Consider the following 14,842-nt stretch of genomic DNA (forward strand, 5'->3'; position numbering starts at 1 on the left):
CCGGCGCCCGGCAGGCGTCGTCAGCGGGCGAGGACGCCCGTCGCGAACCGGTCCGCGGTCTCGGCGACGGTGTGCCGCCAGTCCGCGGGATCGACCGCGTGCGCTCCGCGCTCGCCCGCGAAGGCGCTCGAGGCCACGAGATCCGGCTCCAGGTCGCCGAGCACCTGCAGGCTCGTGAGCAGTTGCTCCCCGTTGCTCAGGCCGGGGATGTAGCCGGCGTTCCAGCGCCCGTCCGCGCCGCGGTAGAGAGTGTCGCCGGTGAACAGGTACCGCGCACCGTCGGACCCGGTGACCAGGAAGGACGTGCTCCCGGGCGTGTGGCCCGGTGTGGGGATGGTCTCGACGCCGTTGTCGTCGACGGCCCGGTCGGCGAGCACGACGCCGGGTACGGCGTGCTCCGCGATCGCCGCGAGGTCGCCCGCCGGGGCGTGGAGGACGGAGCCGAACCGCTCGGCGATCGCGCTCAGCAACGGGCCCGCCTCGTCCTGGTGGCTGAGGTACTGGTGGGCGATGCCGCCGTGCGCGGCGATCGCGTCGAAGTCCGCGGCGTCGCCGGGGGAGTAGAACAGGACAGTGCCACCCGACGAGGGCGTCCACAGGTAGGCGTGCGTGGTCAAGCCCGGGAACGGCGAGAACGTCGGGGTCTCGAGCAGGTCGGGCCGGATGGTGGTGAGCATCGGATGTCCTCTCGTGGGGTGCGCCCGACGCTACGACCTCAAGGAAACTTCAGGTCAAGACGCGGTCCTGCGGACTCGTGCGCGGCTTCGTGGTCAGGGCGAGTGCGAGGAGGGTGACACCGAGTGCGCATCGCCACCAGAGGAAGGGGTCGATCGCGGCCCGCTCGGTGCCGCCGGTCCCGATCGGATTCGCCCACGGGATGATCAGCGCGGCGAGTCCCGAGATCGCGAAGCACACGGCGGTGAGGGCTGCGAGCCGGACGTGTGACCGGATCAGGAGGACGGCGGCGAGGCCCATCAGGGCCATCCCGGTGACGTGCTCGACGTACGCGGCGATCGGATGCACGACGATGCGCGCCGGCGGGCCGCCGGGGAACTCGCCGGCGCTACCGGGGAAGAGACCGACGCACGCGAGGGCGATGCCGTTGATCGCGCCGAGTACCAGCGCCACGGTCGCCCACGGACGGGGGAGCAGCGGGCGCAGTGCGATCACCGCGGCGATCCCGAGCGCGCCCACCGCGACGAACGCGGCGTTCATGAGTGGGTGCCAGGGGGAGCACACGAAGCGGTCCGAGACCGCGAGACCCCCGTCGCGCCGGAGGTCGCCAAGGCACTCGGGGACGCCCAGATCGCTGATCATGTTGTTCGTCCAGCTGTACGGGCGCGGCCACTGCCGAGCGACGAGCACTTCTGTCAGGAAGTAGCCGACGGTGGCGGTCAGGAGCGTCCCGGCCGTGACCGTCCGGCGCCTGCTGAGTGTGGTGGCGGGGCGGGTCGAGGGGAGGCGCGAGATGTTTAGCCGCATTCAGTAGTTCTACGGGAAAGTCTCGCTGCACGCTGTGGTGTGCATCTCCGTTCGGGCGTACGGTCGGGAACATGGCCGAGAAGAACGCGCGACCGTCCGTGAAGGACGGTGAACTGTACGACGAACTCCGCGACAAGGGTGACTCCAAGGAGAAGGCTGCGCGGATCGCGAACGCCGCGGCGAACCGGGGCCGATCCGCGGTCGGGGCGGCCGGTGGGCACGCGCGGCCCTACGAGGAGTGGACCGTCGACGAACTCCGAGCGCGCGCCAAGGAACTGGGCCTGACGGGCTACTCGTCGAAGCGCAAGGCCGCGCTGATCGACGAGCTCCGGAACCACTGACGAATCGGTGGCACGGCCGCGATTCGGTTGTCGGGACACCGAGCCCGGGCATCACGTGGCACGTGCCCACCGATCGGAACGCGCCCAGGTTGCGGTCAGCAGCAGTTCGGGTCGAGCACTGTGCACAGCGCGCTCAACGCCTCGCGACGAGGGGAGTGGCGCACGTTCATCCCCTGCCGCTCGGAGGCGACGAAGCCGGCGGTCCGGAGCTGTCCCAGATGGTGGCTGACGGTCGACTCGGTGAGTCCGATCGTATTCGCAAGCGCGCCCGTCGTGCACGGCTCGCCACAGGTGAACAGCAGTGACAGGAGTTTGACCCGGACCGGGTCGGCGAGAGCTTTGAGGCGCAGTGCGACATCGAGGGCGGTGGCATCGTCGGCGGGTGTCGCGGCGACGGGGGCGCAGCAGACGGGGTCGGACATGTCGATGACGGGCAACGCCTTGGGCATGGAGTGAACCATACGCACTCTTTTGACATATGTCGAAGAGGTGGCGTAGGACTGACCTGTCGCCCATTCGACACCCCGTCACCCGACTTCGGAGGTCGCCACCATGGCTCGTGTGCAGCTCGCCCTCAATGTCGACGACCTGGAAGCGTCGATCGCGTTCTACAGCAAGCTCTTCGGCGTCAGGCCGGCGAAGGTCGAGCCCAGCTACGCCAACTTCGGGGTGGCCGACCCTCCGCTGAAGCTGGTGCTCATCGAGAATCCCGGCAAGGGCGGCACGCTCAACCATCTGGGTGTCGAGGTCGAATCCTCGAACGCCGTGCACGCCGAGATCGCCCGTCTCGCGGAGGCCGGAATGGTCGACGACGAGGAGATCGGCACCACCTGCTGCTTCGCGACGCAGGACAAGGTGTGGGCGGCAGCTCCCGGGGGAGAGCGCTGGGAGGTGTACACCGTCCTCGCGGATTCCGCGACGTTCGGCGGCGCGCCGGCGTCGGACGCCTCGTGCGATTGCCTGCCACGGTGACCGCACCGTCGACCCGGACCCCCGTCGCGGGGAAGCTGTCGCCCCTGGACCGGCTCCTCCCGCTGTGGATCGGTCTCGCCATGGTCGTCGGGCTGATGCTCGGCCGGGCCGTGCCCGGGTTCGGTCCGGCGCTGGAGAAGGTGCAGGTCGGCGGTGTCTCCGTGCCGATCGCCGCGGGTCTGCTCATCATGATGTACCCGGTGCTGGCGAAGGTTCGGTACGACCGTCTCGGAACCGTCACGGGCGACCGTAGGCTCCTCCTGGGTTCGCTCGTGCTGAACTGGATTCTCGGACCGGCGTTGATGTTCGCGCTCGCCTGGACTCTGCTGCCGGGCCTCCCGGAGTACCGCACCGGGCTGATCATCGTCGGTCTGGCCCGCTGCATCGCGATGGTCATCATCTGGAACGACCTCGCGTGCGGCGATCGCGAGGCCGCCGCCGTGCTCGTCGCGTTGAACTCCGTCTTCCAGGTGGTGATGTTCGCCGCCCTCGGCTGGTTCTACCTCTCCGTCCTGCCCGGATGGCTGGGGCTCGAGCAGGCGAGGATCACCACCTCGCCGGGGCAGATCGCGGCGTCCGTTCTGGTCTTCCTCGGCATTCCGCTCGTCGCCGGATACCTGTCCCGGCGGATCGGGGAGGGGACGAAGGGCGTGGACTGGTACGAGTCCCGGTTCCTGCCGCGCATCGGCCCCTGGGCGCTGTACGGATTGCTGTTCACCGTCGTCGTGCTGTTCGCGTTGCAGGGCGAGCAGATCACCTCGCGTCCGGGGGACGTGGCCCGCATCGCGCTGCCGCTGCTGGTGTACTTCGCCGTCATGTGGGGCGGCGGGTACCTACTCGGGGCGTCGATGGGACTCGGCTACTCCCGTACGACGACTCTGGCTTTCACCGCGGCGGGGAACAACTTCGAGCTCGCCATCGCCGTCGCGATCGCGACGTACGGCGCATCGTCGGGCCAGGCCCTCGCCGGTGTTGTCGGCCCGCTCATCGAGGTTCCCGTCCTTGTCGCCCTCGTCTACGTCTCGCTGGCGCTGCGTCGCCGCTTCACCCCGGAAAGGACCCTCGGATGAGCCCGTCCGTCCTCTTCGTGTGCGTCAAGAACGGCGGCAAGTCCCAGATGGCCGCCGGGTTGATGCGCGCAGTCGTCGGGGATGCCGTCGACGTGCACTCGGCCGGCACGGCGCCCGGGGCTGCGGTGAACCGCCTCTCCGCCGCGTCGCTCGCCGAGGTCGGCGTCGATATCACCGGGGAGGTGCCGAAGCCGATCGATCCCGCGCTGCTGGCGACGGTCGACCGCGTGGTCGTGCTCGGGGCCGAGGCGGACCTCGACGTCCCCGACGGGGTTCGGTTCGAGCGGTGGATCACCGACGAGCCGTCCGAACGGGGTATCGAGGGGATCGAGCGGATGCGGCTGGTCCGCGACGACATCGCCGCCAGAGTGGGGGCACTCGCCGTGTCGCTGGGCGTCGCGGGCGCGCGGTGAGGTGCGACCGGGTTCGTGCAGACCCGTATGGCGCCGTGTGACCGAGCCGGCACGTAATGTCATAATGTAGATTATCGGTACAACGGGGAAGCGGACGCCGACTGGGTGTCTCCGGGCGGTTCGGATCTCTCGGTCTCGGTTCCGGAGTCGGTGTTTCCGACGACATCACTGGATATGCGCTGCGGCTCCCGCCGGCGCCTTGGTCATCAACACGACCCAGACGGGTTTAGGCACCGCCGCACTCGGTTCGGTGCGCACACCGCCGCCCGGTCTCGCCGGCCGCTTTCTCGCCTTCGGCCCGCCGGTCCGATGTCCGTCCCGATGCGTTCACCGTCGCTGGCGCTGTGCGGGTGTCGCGCTGACGACAGGCCCTCTGTCCTGTCCTCCCCGCGGTGTCCTAGTTAATACGTCACAGTGACGAATATGTCCTGCCCGTTCGGCGAGCGATGTCGCACGCCGGGATCGGTGACCGCCGAACGACGTATCGGGACATTGCTCACTCCGCAGACTATTGCAATCGCAATTGTTCCTCTCTTACTCTTGTGACGCATGGTGAGTCACGGACGCGTGGGAATTCGTTCGTGTGAGCAAGGAGGAATGATGGGCAGGCATAGTCGTGGGGAATTCGCGGCCGCACCGAAGGTCGACGTCTCACTCGAGGACACCGTCCAGTTCAGTCTGCCCGGCTTGAGCCTTGCTCGTCCGACGTCGGTGCTCGCCAGTTCCAATACGCGACAAATGGCGATAGATTCAATTTCACGAATGATTGATTTAATTGACGTGATTGACAATGCGTCTGACCAGCGCGCTGCGCGGCGGGCCGCGCAGCGCGGATCGCTCGTCAACTTCCGTCAGATCGCCACGGCGAGTAACCGGTTCGCGCAGGCGGCTGCCACGCGCATGCGCCACCCTATCGGCGGCCGGCATCGATTCACAGGAGAATTCGGCGGCGACACGCGCGCGCATGGGGGGAACATTAACCATCGATGGTCGGATAACGCTATTGTTAACACCATGACCAATGATGACCTCTCCGTCCTCAAGCGCGCGCAAGAACTCGTCCGGAAGCACGACGAGGAGCTCCGTGCTCAGCGAGTCGAGCGTGAAGGGCGGGTGCGCCAGACGGGCTCGCTGATCGCCACCTACAGTGCCGACTGCGCGCTCCGCCTCGCGGAGCTGCTGGACTTCTCCGAGAAGGACGGCCCCGTCGACAAGATCAAGTGGCAGCTGTCCGCTTCGGGTGAGAAGCTCATCTCCTTCAACCCCGAGGACAACGACCTCATGGTCGACATGCACCGCATGCCGATGCTGGTCACCAACGTCGAGGGCTACACCGTGGGTGTGCAGCACCTGCTGGGGACCGACGTCTACGTCTTCGGCCTCACCGATGGCGAGGACAACTGGAGCGGTTTCGAGGACCTCGAGGGCTTCGGTCGCGCCACCCTGACCCCGGGCAACCGCTACAAGTGGACCGAGGTCTCGCTCTCCCAGTACAACGAGTGACGACTCCCCCAGCCGCCTAGCCGAGCACGCCCCCGGGCGTGCTCGGCTTTCGTTTTGCCGAGGGTCCGCGCCGGTACGCTGGTGCGGTTGCCGCACGAGTCCATCAGGAGCGCCCATGCCGCAGTCCGCCCCGCACGCCGCCGACAGCCACGAGAGGATCCGCGTCCACGGAGCGCGGGAGAACAACCTCAAGAACGTCAGTATCGAACTCCCGAAGCGCCGGCTGACCGTGTTCACGGGCGTCTCCGGCTCGGGCAAGAGCTCGCTCGTCTTCGGCACCATCGCCGCGGAGTCCCAGCGGCTGATCAACGAGACCTACAGCGCATTCGTCCAGGGCTTCATGCCCACGCTCGCACGCCCCGACGTGGACGTCCTCGACGGGTTGACGACGGCGATCATCGTCGGCCAGGAACGGATGGGCTCCGACCCGCGCTCCACCGTCGGGACCGCCACCGATGCGAACGCCATGCTGCGGATCCTGTTCAGCAGGCTCGGCGACCCTCACATCGGCTCGCCGCAGGCCTACTCCTTCAACGTGGCCTCGGTGAGCGGCGCCGGCGCCGTCAAGCACGACAAGGGCGGCCGCGAGGTCAAGGAGAAGGTCACCTTCAGCATCACCGGCGGCATGTGCCCGCGGTGCGAGGGCCGGGGCAGCATCAGCGACATCGACCTCACCGCCCTCTACGACGACAGCAAGTCGCTCGACGACGGACCGTTCACCATCCCCGGGTACAGCATGGACGGCTGGCAGGGGCGCATCTACCGCGGCAGCGGCTTCTTCGATACCGCCAAGCCCATCGCGAAGTACACCAAGCGCGAACTGGACGACCTGCTCTACAAGGAGCCGACCAAGATCAAGGTCGAAGGGATCAACCTCACCTACGAGGGCATCATCCCGAAGATCCAGAAGTCCTTCCTGTCCAAGGACGTCGACGCGATGCAGCCCCACATCCGCGCGTTCGTCGAGCGCGCCGTCACGTTCGCCGTCTGTCCCGAGTGCGACGGTACGCGGCTGTCCGAACTCGCCCGCTCGTCGAAGATCAACGGCACCTCCATCGCCGACTGCTGCGCCATGCAGATCAACGAGCTCGCGGAGTGGATCCGCACCGTTGACGACCCCTCGGTCGCGCCGCTCATCGAGAACCTCCAGCAGACCCTCGACTCCTTCGTCGAGATCGGACTCGGGTACCTCTCCCTCGACCGCCCCGCAGGCACGCTGTCGGGCGGCGAGGCCCAGCGCACCAAGATGATCCGGCACCTCAACAGCTCTCTCACCGACATCACCTACGTCTTCGACGAGCCCACCATCGGGCTCCATCCGCACGACATCGCGCGGATGAACGACCTGCTGCTGCGACTGCGCGACAAGGGCAACACCGTCCTCGTCGTCGAGCACAAACCCGAGGCGATCGCCGTCGCGGACCACGTCGTGGACCTCGGCCCGAAGGCCGGCACCGCCGGCGGCGAGATCGTGTTCGAGGGCACCGTCGACGGTCTGCGTGCCGCGGACACGCTCACCGGCCGCCACCTCGACGACCGTGCGCGCCTCAAGGACGCGGTCCGGGCACCGTCGGGCGTGCTCGAGGTGCGCGGCGCGTCCGAGCACAACCTCCAGGACGTCGACGTCGACGTGCCGCTCGGCGTGCTCGTTGTGGTCACCGGGGTCGCCGGGTCGGGCAAGAGCTCGCTCATCCACGGCTCGATCAGCCCCCGTGAGGGCGTGGTCACCGTCGACCAGACCCCGATCAAGGGCAGTCGGCGCAGTAACCCCGCCACCTACACCGGACTGCTCGACCACATCCGCAAGGCCTTCGCGAAGGCCAACGGCGTCAAGCCCGCGCTGTTCAGCGCGAACTCCGAGGGCGCCTGCCCCGCCTGCAACGGGGCGGGCGTGATCTACACCGACCTCGGGATCATGGCCGGCGTCTCCACCACCTGTGAGGAGTGCGAGGGCAAACGCTTCCAGGCGGCGGTGCTCGAGTACCGGTTCGGCGGGAAGGACATCAGCGAGGTGCTCGCCATGCCCGTCGCGGAGGCGCTGGAGTTCTTCGGTGACGGCGAGGCCAGGATCCCGGGGGCGCACAAGATCCTCGGTCACCTCAGCGACGTGGGGCTGGGTTACGTCGGGCTGGGGCAGCCGCTGACCACGCTGTCGGGAGGCGAGCGCCAGCGACTCAAGCTGGCCACGCACATGGGCGACAAGGGCGGTGTCCTGGTCCTCGACGAGCCGACCACGGGCCTCCACCTCGCCGACGTCGAGCAGCTCCTGGGACTCCTCGACCGGCTCGTGGACGGAGGCAAATCGGTCATCGTCATCGAGCATCACCAGGCCGTGATGGCACACGGCGACTGGATCATCGACATCGGGCCGGGCGCCGGGCACGACGGCGGCCGGGTGGTCTTCGAGGGCACCCCGTCGGAGCTGGTGGCCGCACGCGGGACCCTCACGGGCGAGCACCTCGCGGCCTACGTGGACGCCTGACGGTGCCGGGGCCTTCAGGTTCGTCGCCTACCATCGCTGACGTGACCACCACCGAGGCCGTCGGGCCCCCTTCACCGAACCGTCGCACCACCGGGATCCTGCTGCTCGTGACCGGCGTCCTGGGGCTGTTGGCCTCGGCGATGCTGACGATCGACAAGATCAGGCTGCTCGAGGACCCGAACTTCGTCCCCGGGTGCAGCCTCGACCCGACGATCTCCTGCGGCTCCGTCATGCAGTCCTGGCAGGGGTCGCTCTTCGGCTTCCCCAACCCCCTGATCGGCATCGCCTCGTTCTCGGTGGTGATCGTCGCCGGCGTGCTCGCGCTCGGCGGCGTCGACCTCCCCCGCTGGTTCTGGACCGGGCTGGCGATCGGTGCCGCCGCGGGCATCGCGCTCGTGATCTTCCTGATCTACTCGAGCCTGTTCGTGATCCACGCGCTCTGCCTGTGGTGCATGCTCGTCTGGACGATCATGCCCATCGTCCTCGCGACCGCCGTGGCCGCAGCGCTGGGGCCGAAGGCGACGCAGCAGGTCAAGCAGTTGCTGGCCGCGCTCGTGCTGCTCTGGTACATCGTCGTGCTGACGCTGATCGCGGTGCAGTTCTGGGACTACTGGAGCAGCAAGTTCTAGATCAGTTCCAGGTGTCCTCGAGCATGCGCGGCTTGCACGCCTGGTAGGCGCCGAAACCGAGTACGACGAGGCAACCGAACAACATCAGGAACGGCGCGGTCCACCCGTGGGTGGCCTCGTGCAGCAGCCCGAATCCGAGCGGTCCGGCGCACGCCGCCAGGTAACCCACGCCCTGCATGAACCCGGACAGTGAGGCGGAGCCCGCTCCCGTTCGGGTGCGCAGATTCACCAGCGTGAGGGCCATGGGGAACGTCGTCGGGCCCAGTCCCGCCGCGATCACCCAGACCCAGGTCAGCGTCATCGGGGCGAACAGCAGGCCGAGGAAGCCCACCACGAAGCAACCGAGGAAGACGATCACCAGCGGGAACGGGTTCTCCATCCGGGCGCAGAGTCCCGGGATCACGAGTGTCGCGACGAATCCGACGCCCGAGAACAGCGCGACCATGTTGCCGCCGAGCGCCGCGCTGCCGCCCGCGTCGGAGAGGATCGTCGGGATCCAGGTGAACATGGCGTAGGTGTTCAGCGACGTCATGCCGAACATCGCGGCCGCGCCCCAGGCCAGGGGCGAGCGCCAGATGCGGCCCGTCGGTTCCGACGGTGCCTCCGCGGTCACGTCCTCCACGTCGTGGCCGCGTCGCGCGACGACGATGCCGAGCCACGGCAGGAATGCGGCGACGGGGATGATCGCCCAGATCGCGAGCGAGACGCGCCAGCCGTACGCGTCCGCGACCGGGACCGCGGTGAGCGCGGGCACCATGGTGCCGAGCTGGACGCACGTCAGGTACGCGGTGCTGAGGACGGCGACGCTGTCCGAGAAGTACCGCTTGACCAGCGGCGGCAGCACGACGTTGCCGACGCCCATGCCGATCAGGGCCAGGCACGAGAAGGCCAGCAGGCCGAGCGTCCCACCCATCAGCGAGCGCACACCGATGCCGATCGCGGTCGCGGCGACGGCGAGAAGGGTCGTGCGCTCGAGGCCGATGCGCGTGGTCAGGAACGGCGTCACGATGCCCGCCGCGGCGAACATGGCGGTCGGCAGCATGCCGAAGACACCGATGATCGTCGCGCCGAAGTGCAGCTCCTCGCTGATCCGCGTGAGCAGCGGTGTCAGTGACGTGACCGCGGTGCGCAGTGTGAGTGCGAACAGGACGATCGCGAGCAGTACGAGCAGCCGCCCCTGCTTCACGGATCGCACCATGGTCTGATCGGCCTCCTGCGGCTCGGTCGCGATGCTGGTCATTCGCCCTCCTTACAGTCGACCCAAATCATAGGATGAATGGATGTATGGCGGCAAGACGGTTTCCGGCCGGATAGGATGACTGTGATGCAACCGGTACGTAGGCAGACCTTGATAGCGCAGGTCACAGAACAGCTCCGCGGAGAGATCGCCAGCGGGCGATGGCCCGTGGGCGGTCGTATACCCACCGAGACCGAACTCCGCGAGCTCACCGGTACCGCGCGCAACACGGTCCGCGAGGCCGTGCAGGCCCTCGTGCACGCCGGCATGCTCGAACGCCGTCAGGGGTCGGGCACCTACGTGCTCTCCGCATGCGCCACGTCCACACTGGGCGACTACTTCTCCGCCGCGCGCGATACCGATCTGCTCGAACTGCGCGAGGCGCTCGAGGTCACCGCGGCCGGTCTCGCCGCAGAGCGCCGCGACGACGACGACGTCACCGAACTCCGCCGGCTCCTGGAGGTCCGGAACCGATTGTGGTCGCCCGAACGGGTCGACCCCGGTGCGGAGAGGGAGGCCATCGCGGCCGATCTCGCGATGCACCGCGGCGTGGTGGCCGCCAGTCACAACACGATATATCTCGAGTTCTACGACTCGCTGGTGCCGGTCCTGCAGGAGCATCTCCAGGAGTTCCCGGTGGGGTTCGCGACCTCGTACGAATGTGCACATGTCGCCGTCATCGACGCCGTCGCGGCCGGCGATGCGCCCGCCGCACGTGCGGCCGCGCGCGAACTCCTCGCGGAGGTTCGTCTCCGCGAGCGCTGACCAATACCCCTCTGGGGTATGATTCGGCCCGTGCGGACGATGCGGAGCGGATGGACTGCGGCCACCATGGCCGTCCTCCTCGGGCTCGGCGTCCTCCTCATGCACCTGGGCGTGCTGCCCATGGCGATGCCCACCGCGGCGGCCGGCGCGACCGCTCACCACAGCGCACCCCGCAGCGTCTCCGCCGCCGGAACCTCGCTCGAACAGGCCGATCACGGCACGTCCGCGCAGAAGCAGACCGTGGACGCCGTCCACGACCACGAGTCCCACGACTGCGCGGGCACGGTGGTCGTGCACAAGACCGTGAGCGCGCCCTCGCTCGTCGCAGTACTCCCCTTCGCCGACGGTGCCCCCGACCCCACCCCGGTCACGCTCGCCGCACTCGCGCGCGGGCCGCCTCCATGGACGGTGTTCGACCTCGCCCAACTCTGCGTACTCCGAGTCTGATCGACGCCCGCGCGCGGCCCGCGGCCGCGGCGCGCTGAGCCGACCCTTCAGACCGATACCCACCTCGCAGAGGAAGACCCATGACCGTTTCACGTATCCGCATCGCCACCGCCCTGTCCGCCGTCGCCGCCGGTGCCGTGCTGCTCGGCGCGTGCACGTCCGGCGAGTCGTCCGAGACCGCCACATCCAGCGCGGCCACGTCCAGCGCGACCGCGACCGGCACGGCCGGCCACTCCGGTCACGGAACGGGCGCGGCACCGTCGAGTCGAGCCGTCACCGCACAGTTCAACGATGCCGACGTCGACTTCGCCACGATGATGTACCCGCACCACGCCCAGGCCGTCGAGATGGCGAAGCTCGTCGACGGTAAGGGGGCACGCCCCGAGGTCGTCGAGCTGGCCGCCGAGATCCAGGGCGCGCAGCAGCCCGAGATGGACGCGTTCACTCGCCTGCTCGCGCAGTGGGGCGCGCCGGCCCCCAGTGCGTCCATGGACCACGCCATGGACGGGATGATGACGCCCGCGCAGATGGACGAGCTCCGCTCGCTGCGGGGCGCTGCGTTCGACCGGGAATGGTTGACCATGATGATCGCCCACCACAGGGGTGCCATCACCATGGCGGACACCGAGCTGCAGAAGGGCGTGAACCCGGAGAACCGGAAGATCGCCGAGCAGATCAAGAGCGGCCAGCAGGCGGAGATCGCCCGCATGGAGAAGCTCCTGGCGTAACGCACTCGACGGGGCGTGGTCGCCGCTCAATCATCGCGGCGGCGACCACGCCCAGCCCGCCGTCCGCCTGGGCGCCTCGCGGAAACGGGCGAAACGTCTCCGCTCGAACACTCTCCGGGCACAATCAGCAGCGCACCGACGACCCACGTCATTGCTTCGAGAAAGTGAGCAACGATGACAGCGAGGCACGCCCTCCGCAAGCCCCGGCCGATTGCACTCGCTGCGGCGGGGACAGGACTCGCGGGTGTGCTCGCCCTCACCGGTGGCGGCGCGGATCTCCTGGCACGGGTCGCGGCGAAGACGATCATCGTCGTCGGCGGGGCGAACGATCCGACCGGCAAGGACCAGTGGGCCCGGATCAGCCGCGACCACACCGGCCCCGCGCCGGTTCTCGTCCAGCACCCCGCCGTCTTCGGCATCGGCTTTCCCGGCTTCGCGCTCAGCAGCGACGGTGAGCACACCTACGCGCAGTCCAACGACATCGGCGCCACGGCGACCGTCGAGGCGCTGACCGCCGCGAAGCAGGACCCGAACGAACAGGTCGTGGTCTACACGATCTCGCAGGGCGCCGACGTCGTGGGCCTCGCGGTCCTGCGCTACGGGAAGGACCACCCGCGGCCGTCCGACGGGACCGCGGGCATCACCGTCATCGAACAGGGCAGCCCCAGCTTCATCCGTTCCGGCGCATGGAACCTGATTCCCGCGGGCATCCCCGGTCTGCACACCGGACCCGTCCGCAACGACGGAGCATCGGGCGCGACCGTGGTCAGCATCTGCGTCAAGGGCGACTTCGGCTGCGGAATGGGGATCAACCCCGTGATCGCGGCGTTCTACTTCCCGCCGGGCTTCCTGATGCACGGCACCGTGTACACGGCGGAGAACATCGGTCGCTACTCCCCGATCACCGGCGAGCCCTTCACCCCGGGATCGACCCCGGAGACGCCCGTCGGTACCCGTTCCGAGACCCGCAACGGCGCCACCGTCACCGTCGAGACCTACGCGAACGGCACCGTCAAGCGGACCTGGGCGGAGGACGGCACGACGTGGGTGTCGATCGACACGGGCGAGAATCCGTGGGGCTGGATGCTCCGCCGCAACGGCATTCCCGTGCCGAGGGAGTTCGACCAGCTCCTGAACACCCTGATCCCGGTACCCGAGCCCGGTGACTCCGGCCTGATCCCCGGGGTGCCCGCCGCGCCGCCCGCGGATCCGATGCCCTCGCCCGCGCGCCACGGCACCGACCGGGAGGACGCGGTCAGCGTCGCCGACCTCGTCGCCCGCGACGGGCAGCGGTCCGTCGCGCCCGTCGTCGATTCGAGCACGCCGTCGCGGCAGGACGGGGATCCCGTCGAGTCCGCTTCGCCGGAGCAGTCCTCCGCCGACCGGACAGCTCCGACCGAGCCGTCGGCACCGACCGAGACGGCCGAGCCCCACGACGCGTCGCCCGCACCGTCACAGCCCGCCGCGGACGCGCAGTCGACGTCCCCGGCACCGGACGAGGCCGCAGCCCCCGCAGAGCGGATCACGTCCTCGCAGGAGGCTGCCGCACCGGAGGCCGCCGAGCCCGCGGCCCAGCTCTGAACCTGCAAGCGGCCTAGCCGTAGACCTCGTCGTACAGCGCGACGATCTCATCGGCGCCGGGCACGCACGGATTGTTGCCCGGTGAACCGGAGGCGAGCGCCTGCTCGGCCATCAGGGGCGCCAGCTCGACCCACCTCGCCCGGTCGATGCCGTACGCCCGGGGCGTGGGCACCGCGAGGTCGGAGCAGAGCTGCTCGATCGCGGCGACGAGCGCCTGCCCCAGCGCCTCGTCGGTCTCCCCCACCAGCCCGTACGCGCGGGCGCAGTCCGCGTAACGCGAGGGGGCCGACCCCACGGAGTACCGCATCACCGCGGGCAGCAGCATGGCGTTCGACAGGCCGTGCGCCACGTGGAAGTGGGCTCCGATGGGCCGGCTCATCCCGTGCACCAGTGCGACGGAGCTGTTGGAGAACGCGATCCCCGCCTGGGTCGCGGCGAGCATCATCGCCTCGCGAGCTGGCCGGTCGGCGCCGTCGGCGTACACGGCGCGGATGTTCGCCGCTATGGTCGAGATCGCGGTGAGCGCGAAGCCGTCGGCGAACGGGTTGGCCTTGCGGCTCACGTACGCCTCGATGGCGTGCGTGAGCGCGTCCACCCCGGTGTCCGCGGTGAGGCGCGCGGGCATCGACAGCGTGAGCTCGTAATCCACGATCGCCGCCACGGGCAAGAAGGCCGGCCCCGGGCAGAGCATCTTCTCGTCACTCGCGCTGTCGGTGATGATGCTGAACTGGGTGGCCTCGCTGCCGCTGCCGGCGGTCGTCGGGATCGCGATCACCGGAAGCGCGGGCCCGACGGTGACCGTCGGCGCCTTGTAATCCCGCATGGCGCCCCCGCCCGCGGCGAGCACCGCGAGCGCCTTGGCGGTGTCCAGGGGGCTGCCGCCGCCCAGGCCGATCACGCAGTCCGCGCTGTGCTCGCGGACCACGGCGAGACCGGGGCCGAGCGAGTCCGTCGTCGGGTCGGGCACCGTCCCGTCGAAGACGGAGACCTCACACCCCGCGCCGGTCAACGCCGCCACGAGGCGCGCGACGGTGCCCTGCGCGGAGAGGAAGGCATCCGTGACGACCACGGGCCGCGAGAACCCGAGGTCCTTGACCAGGCGACCGGAGTCGGCGAGCGCCCCGCCTCCGACCGTGAGCCGACGGGGAAGTCCTATCTGCGCTGCAGTCATGTGACGAACGTACCTAGACTT

Annotated in this window: 17 protein-coding genes; 11 read left to right on the top strand and 6 right to left on the bottom strand. The window is 69.0% G+C overall.

Translation table 11 applies throughout. From position 1 onward, the window contains the following. Positions 1 to 20 precede the first annotated feature (20 nt). Positions 21 to 677: an MBL fold metallo-hydrolase gene (locus ELY19_RS18975; RefSeq protein WP_126197609.1), complete on the bottom strand. Its 657-nt coding sequence runs from the start codon at positions 675 to 677 to the stop codon at positions 21 to 23. 49 nt (positions 678 to 726) lie between these two features. After that, positions 727 to 1,482, bottom strand: coding sequence for a DUF998 domain-containing protein (locus ELY19_RS18980; RefSeq protein WP_126197610.1), 756 nt, complete (start codon positions 1,480 to 1,482; stop codon positions 727 to 729). Positions 1,483 to 1,553: 71 nt separating this feature from the next. Here ELY19_RS18980 and ELY19_RS18985 point away from each other — a divergent pair, with 71 nt between their 5' ends. Next, complete coding sequence (locus tag ELY19_RS18985; protein WP_126197611.1) at positions 1,554 to 1,823, top strand: DUF7218 family protein; 270 nt, start codon at positions 1,554 to 1,556, stop codon at positions 1,821 to 1,823. A gap of 95 nt (positions 1,824 to 1,918) precedes the next feature. On the opposite strand, the gene ELY19_RS18990 is transcribed toward ELY19_RS18985, so the two are convergent. Continuing rightward, positions 1,919 to 2,272, bottom strand: coding sequence for an Rv2640c family ArsR-like transcriptional regulator (locus ELY19_RS18990; protein ID WP_126197612.1), 354 nt, complete (start codon positions 2,270 to 2,272; stop codon positions 1,919 to 1,921). A gap of 103 nt (positions 2,273 to 2,375) precedes the next feature. On the opposite strand from ELY19_RS18990, the gene ELY19_RS18995 reads away from it, so the two are divergent. Genes ELY19_RS18995 through ELY19_RS19005 form a run of 3 tightly spaced genes read left to right on the top strand, consistent with a single transcriptional unit; the run spans position 2,376 to position 4,278 of the window. Then, positions 2,376 to 2,795, top strand: a complete 420-nt coding sequence (locus ELY19_RS18995) for an ArsI/CadI family heavy metal resistance metalloenzyme (protein WP_126197613.1) — start codon at positions 2,376 to 2,378, stop codon at positions 2,793 to 2,795. Further along, positions 2,792 to 3,865, top strand: a complete 1,074-nt coding sequence (gene arsB, locus ELY19_RS19000) for an ACR3 family arsenite efflux transporter (RefSeq protein ID WP_126197614.1) — start codon at positions 2,792 to 2,794, stop codon at positions 3,863 to 3,865. Before ELY19_RS18995 ends, arsB begins: the two co-directional genes overlap by 4 nt. After that, positions 3,862 to 4,278: an arsenate-mycothiol transferase ArsC gene (locus ELY19_RS19005; protein ID WP_126197615.1), complete on the top strand. Its 417-nt coding sequence runs from the start codon at positions 3,862 to 3,864 to the stop codon at positions 4,276 to 4,278. Before arsB ends, ELY19_RS19005 begins: the two co-directional genes overlap by 4 nt. A 771-nt stretch (positions 4,279 to 5,049) precedes the next feature. Here the strand turns inward: ELY19_RS19005 and ELY19_RS19010 are convergent. Further along, positions 5,050 to 5,244: a hypothetical protein gene (locus ELY19_RS19010; RefSeq protein ID WP_126197616.1), complete on the bottom strand. Its 195-nt coding sequence runs from the start codon at positions 5,242 to 5,244 to the stop codon at positions 5,050 to 5,052. Between the two features lie 48 nt (positions 5,245 to 5,292). On the opposite strand from ELY19_RS19010, the gene ELY19_RS19015 reads away from it, so the two are divergent. The 3 genes from ELY19_RS19015 to ELY19_RS19025 all read left to right on the top strand — a co-directional run bounded on the left by ELY19_RS19015 (position 5,293) and on the right by ELY19_RS19025 (position 8,892). Further along, complete coding sequence (locus ELY19_RS19015; protein WP_126197617.1) at positions 5,293 to 5,781, top strand: hypothetical protein; 489 nt, start codon at positions 5,293 to 5,295, stop codon at positions 5,779 to 5,781. 115 nt (positions 5,782 to 5,896) lie between these two features. Then, complete coding sequence (locus tag ELY19_RS19020) at positions 5,897 to 8,263, top strand: ATP-binding cassette domain-containing protein (protein WP_126197618.1); 2,367 nt, start codon at positions 5,897 to 5,899, stop codon at positions 8,261 to 8,263. Between the two features lie 41 nt (positions 8,264 to 8,304). Continuing rightward, positions 8,305 to 8,892, top strand: a complete 588-nt coding sequence (locus ELY19_RS19025; RefSeq protein WP_227966961.1) for a vitamin K epoxide reductase family protein — start codon at positions 8,305 to 8,307, stop codon at positions 8,890 to 8,892. A 1-nt stretch (position 8,893) separates the two neighbouring features. Here ELY19_RS19025 and ELY19_RS19030 read toward each other — a convergent pair whose 3' ends face one another. After that, the gene (locus ELY19_RS19030; RefSeq protein ID WP_126197619.1) at positions 8,894 to 10,132 is read right to left on the bottom strand and encodes a CynX/NimT family MFS transporter; all 1,239 of its coding nucleotides are present in this window, start codon (positions 10,130 to 10,132) and stop codon (positions 8,894 to 8,896) included. An 84-nt stretch (positions 10,133 to 10,216) separates the two neighbouring features. On the opposite strand from ELY19_RS19030, the gene ELY19_RS19035 reads away from it, so the two are divergent. The 4 genes from ELY19_RS19035 to ELY19_RS19050 all read left to right on the top strand — a co-directional run bounded on the left by ELY19_RS19035 (position 10,217) and on the right by ELY19_RS19050 (position 13,650). Then, the gene (locus ELY19_RS19035; RefSeq protein ID WP_126197620.1) at positions 10,217 to 10,894 is read left to right on the top strand and encodes a FadR/GntR family transcriptional regulator; all 678 of its coding nucleotides are present in this window, start codon (positions 10,217 to 10,219) and stop codon (positions 10,892 to 10,894) included. Positions 10,895 to 10,933: 39 nt separating this feature from the next. Further along, complete coding sequence (locus tag ELY19_RS19040; RefSeq protein WP_227967229.1) at positions 10,934 to 11,341, top strand: DUF6153 family protein; 408 nt, start codon at positions 10,934 to 10,936, stop codon at positions 11,339 to 11,341. An 80-nt stretch (positions 11,342 to 11,421) separates the two neighbouring features. Then, positions 11,422 to 12,069 carry a DUF305 domain-containing protein gene (locus ELY19_RS19045; protein ID WP_126197622.1) on the top strand — a complete coding sequence of 216 codons (648 nt, stop codon included), beginning with the start codon at positions 11,422 to 11,424 and terminating at the stop codon, positions 12,067 to 12,069. Between the two features lie 174 nt (positions 12,070 to 12,243). After that, the gene (locus tag ELY19_RS19050; protein WP_126197623.1) at positions 12,244 to 13,650 is read left to right on the top strand and encodes a hypothetical protein; all 1,407 of its coding nucleotides are present in this window, start codon (positions 12,244 to 12,246) and stop codon (positions 13,648 to 13,650) included. Between the two features lie 13 nt (positions 13,651 to 13,663). On the opposite strand, the gene ELY19_RS19055 is transcribed toward ELY19_RS19050, so the two are convergent. After that, a complete protein-coding gene (locus tag ELY19_RS19055; RefSeq protein ID WP_126197624.1) occupies positions 13,664 to 14,821 on the bottom strand; it encodes an iron-containing alcohol dehydrogenase in 1,158 nt (385 codons plus the stop codon). Positions 14,822 to 14,842: the final 21 nt, after the last annotated feature.

The sequence above is a fragment of the Tsukamurella paurometabola genome, assembly GCF_900631615.1.
Taxonomy (GTDB): domain Bacteria; phylum Actinomycetota; class Actinomycetes; order Mycobacteriales; family Mycobacteriaceae; genus Tsukamurella; species Tsukamurella paurometabola_A.

Coding starts and splice junctions, on each gene's coding strand:
- ELY19_RS18975 (WP_126197609.1), bottom strand. CDS start 677: ATGCTCACCACCATCCGGCCCGACCTGCTCGAGACCCCGACGTTCTCG.
- ELY19_RS18980 (WP_126197610.1), bottom strand. CDS start 1,482: ATGCGGCTAAACATCTCGCGCCTCCCCTCGACCCGCCCCGCCACCACA.
- ELY19_RS18985 (WP_126197611.1), top strand. CDS start 1,554: ATGGCCGAGAAGAACGCGCGACCGTCCGTGAAGGACGGTGAACTGTAC.
- ELY19_RS18990 (WP_126197612.1), bottom strand. CDS start 2,272: ATGCCCAAGGCGTTGCCCGTCATCGACATGTCCGACCCCGTCTGCTGC.
- ELY19_RS18995 (WP_126197613.1), top strand. CDS start 2,376: ATGGCTCGTGTGCAGCTCGCCCTCAATGTCGACGACCTGGAAGCGTCG.
- ELY19_RS19005 (WP_126197615.1), top strand. CDS start 3,862: ATGAGCCCGTCCGTCCTCTTCGTGTGCGTCAAGAACGGCGGCAAGTCC.
- ELY19_RS19010 (WP_126197616.1), bottom strand. CDS start 5,244: ATGCGCGCGCGTGTCGCCGCCGAATTCTCCTGTGAATCGATGCCGGCC.
- ELY19_RS19015 (WP_126197617.1), top strand. CDS start 5,293: ATGACCAATGATGACCTCTCCGTCCTCAAGCGCGCGCAAGAACTCGTC.
- ELY19_RS19020 (WP_126197618.1), top strand. CDS start 5,897: ATGCCGCAGTCCGCCCCGCACGCCGCCGACAGCCACGAGAGGATCCGC.
- ELY19_RS19030 (WP_126197619.1), bottom strand. CDS start 10,132: ATGACCAGCATCGCGACCGAGCCGCAGGAGGCCGATCAGACCATGGTG.
- ELY19_RS19035 (WP_126197620.1), top strand. CDS start 10,217: ATGCAACCGGTACGTAGGCAGACCTTGATAGCGCAGGTCACAGAACAG.
- ELY19_RS19040 (WP_227967229.1), top strand. CDS start 10,934: ATGCGGAGCGGATGGACTGCGGCCACCATGGCCGTCCTCCTCGGGCTC.
- ELY19_RS19045 (WP_126197622.1), top strand. CDS start 11,422: ATGACCGTTTCACGTATCCGCATCGCCACCGCCCTGTCCGCCGTCGCC.
- ELY19_RS19050 (WP_126197623.1), top strand. CDS start 12,244: ATGACAGCGAGGCACGCCCTCCGCAAGCCCCGGCCGATTGCACTCGCT.
- ELY19_RS19055 (WP_126197624.1), bottom strand. CDS start 14,821: ATGACTGCAGCGCAGATAGGACTTCCCCGTCGGCTCACGGTCGGAGGC.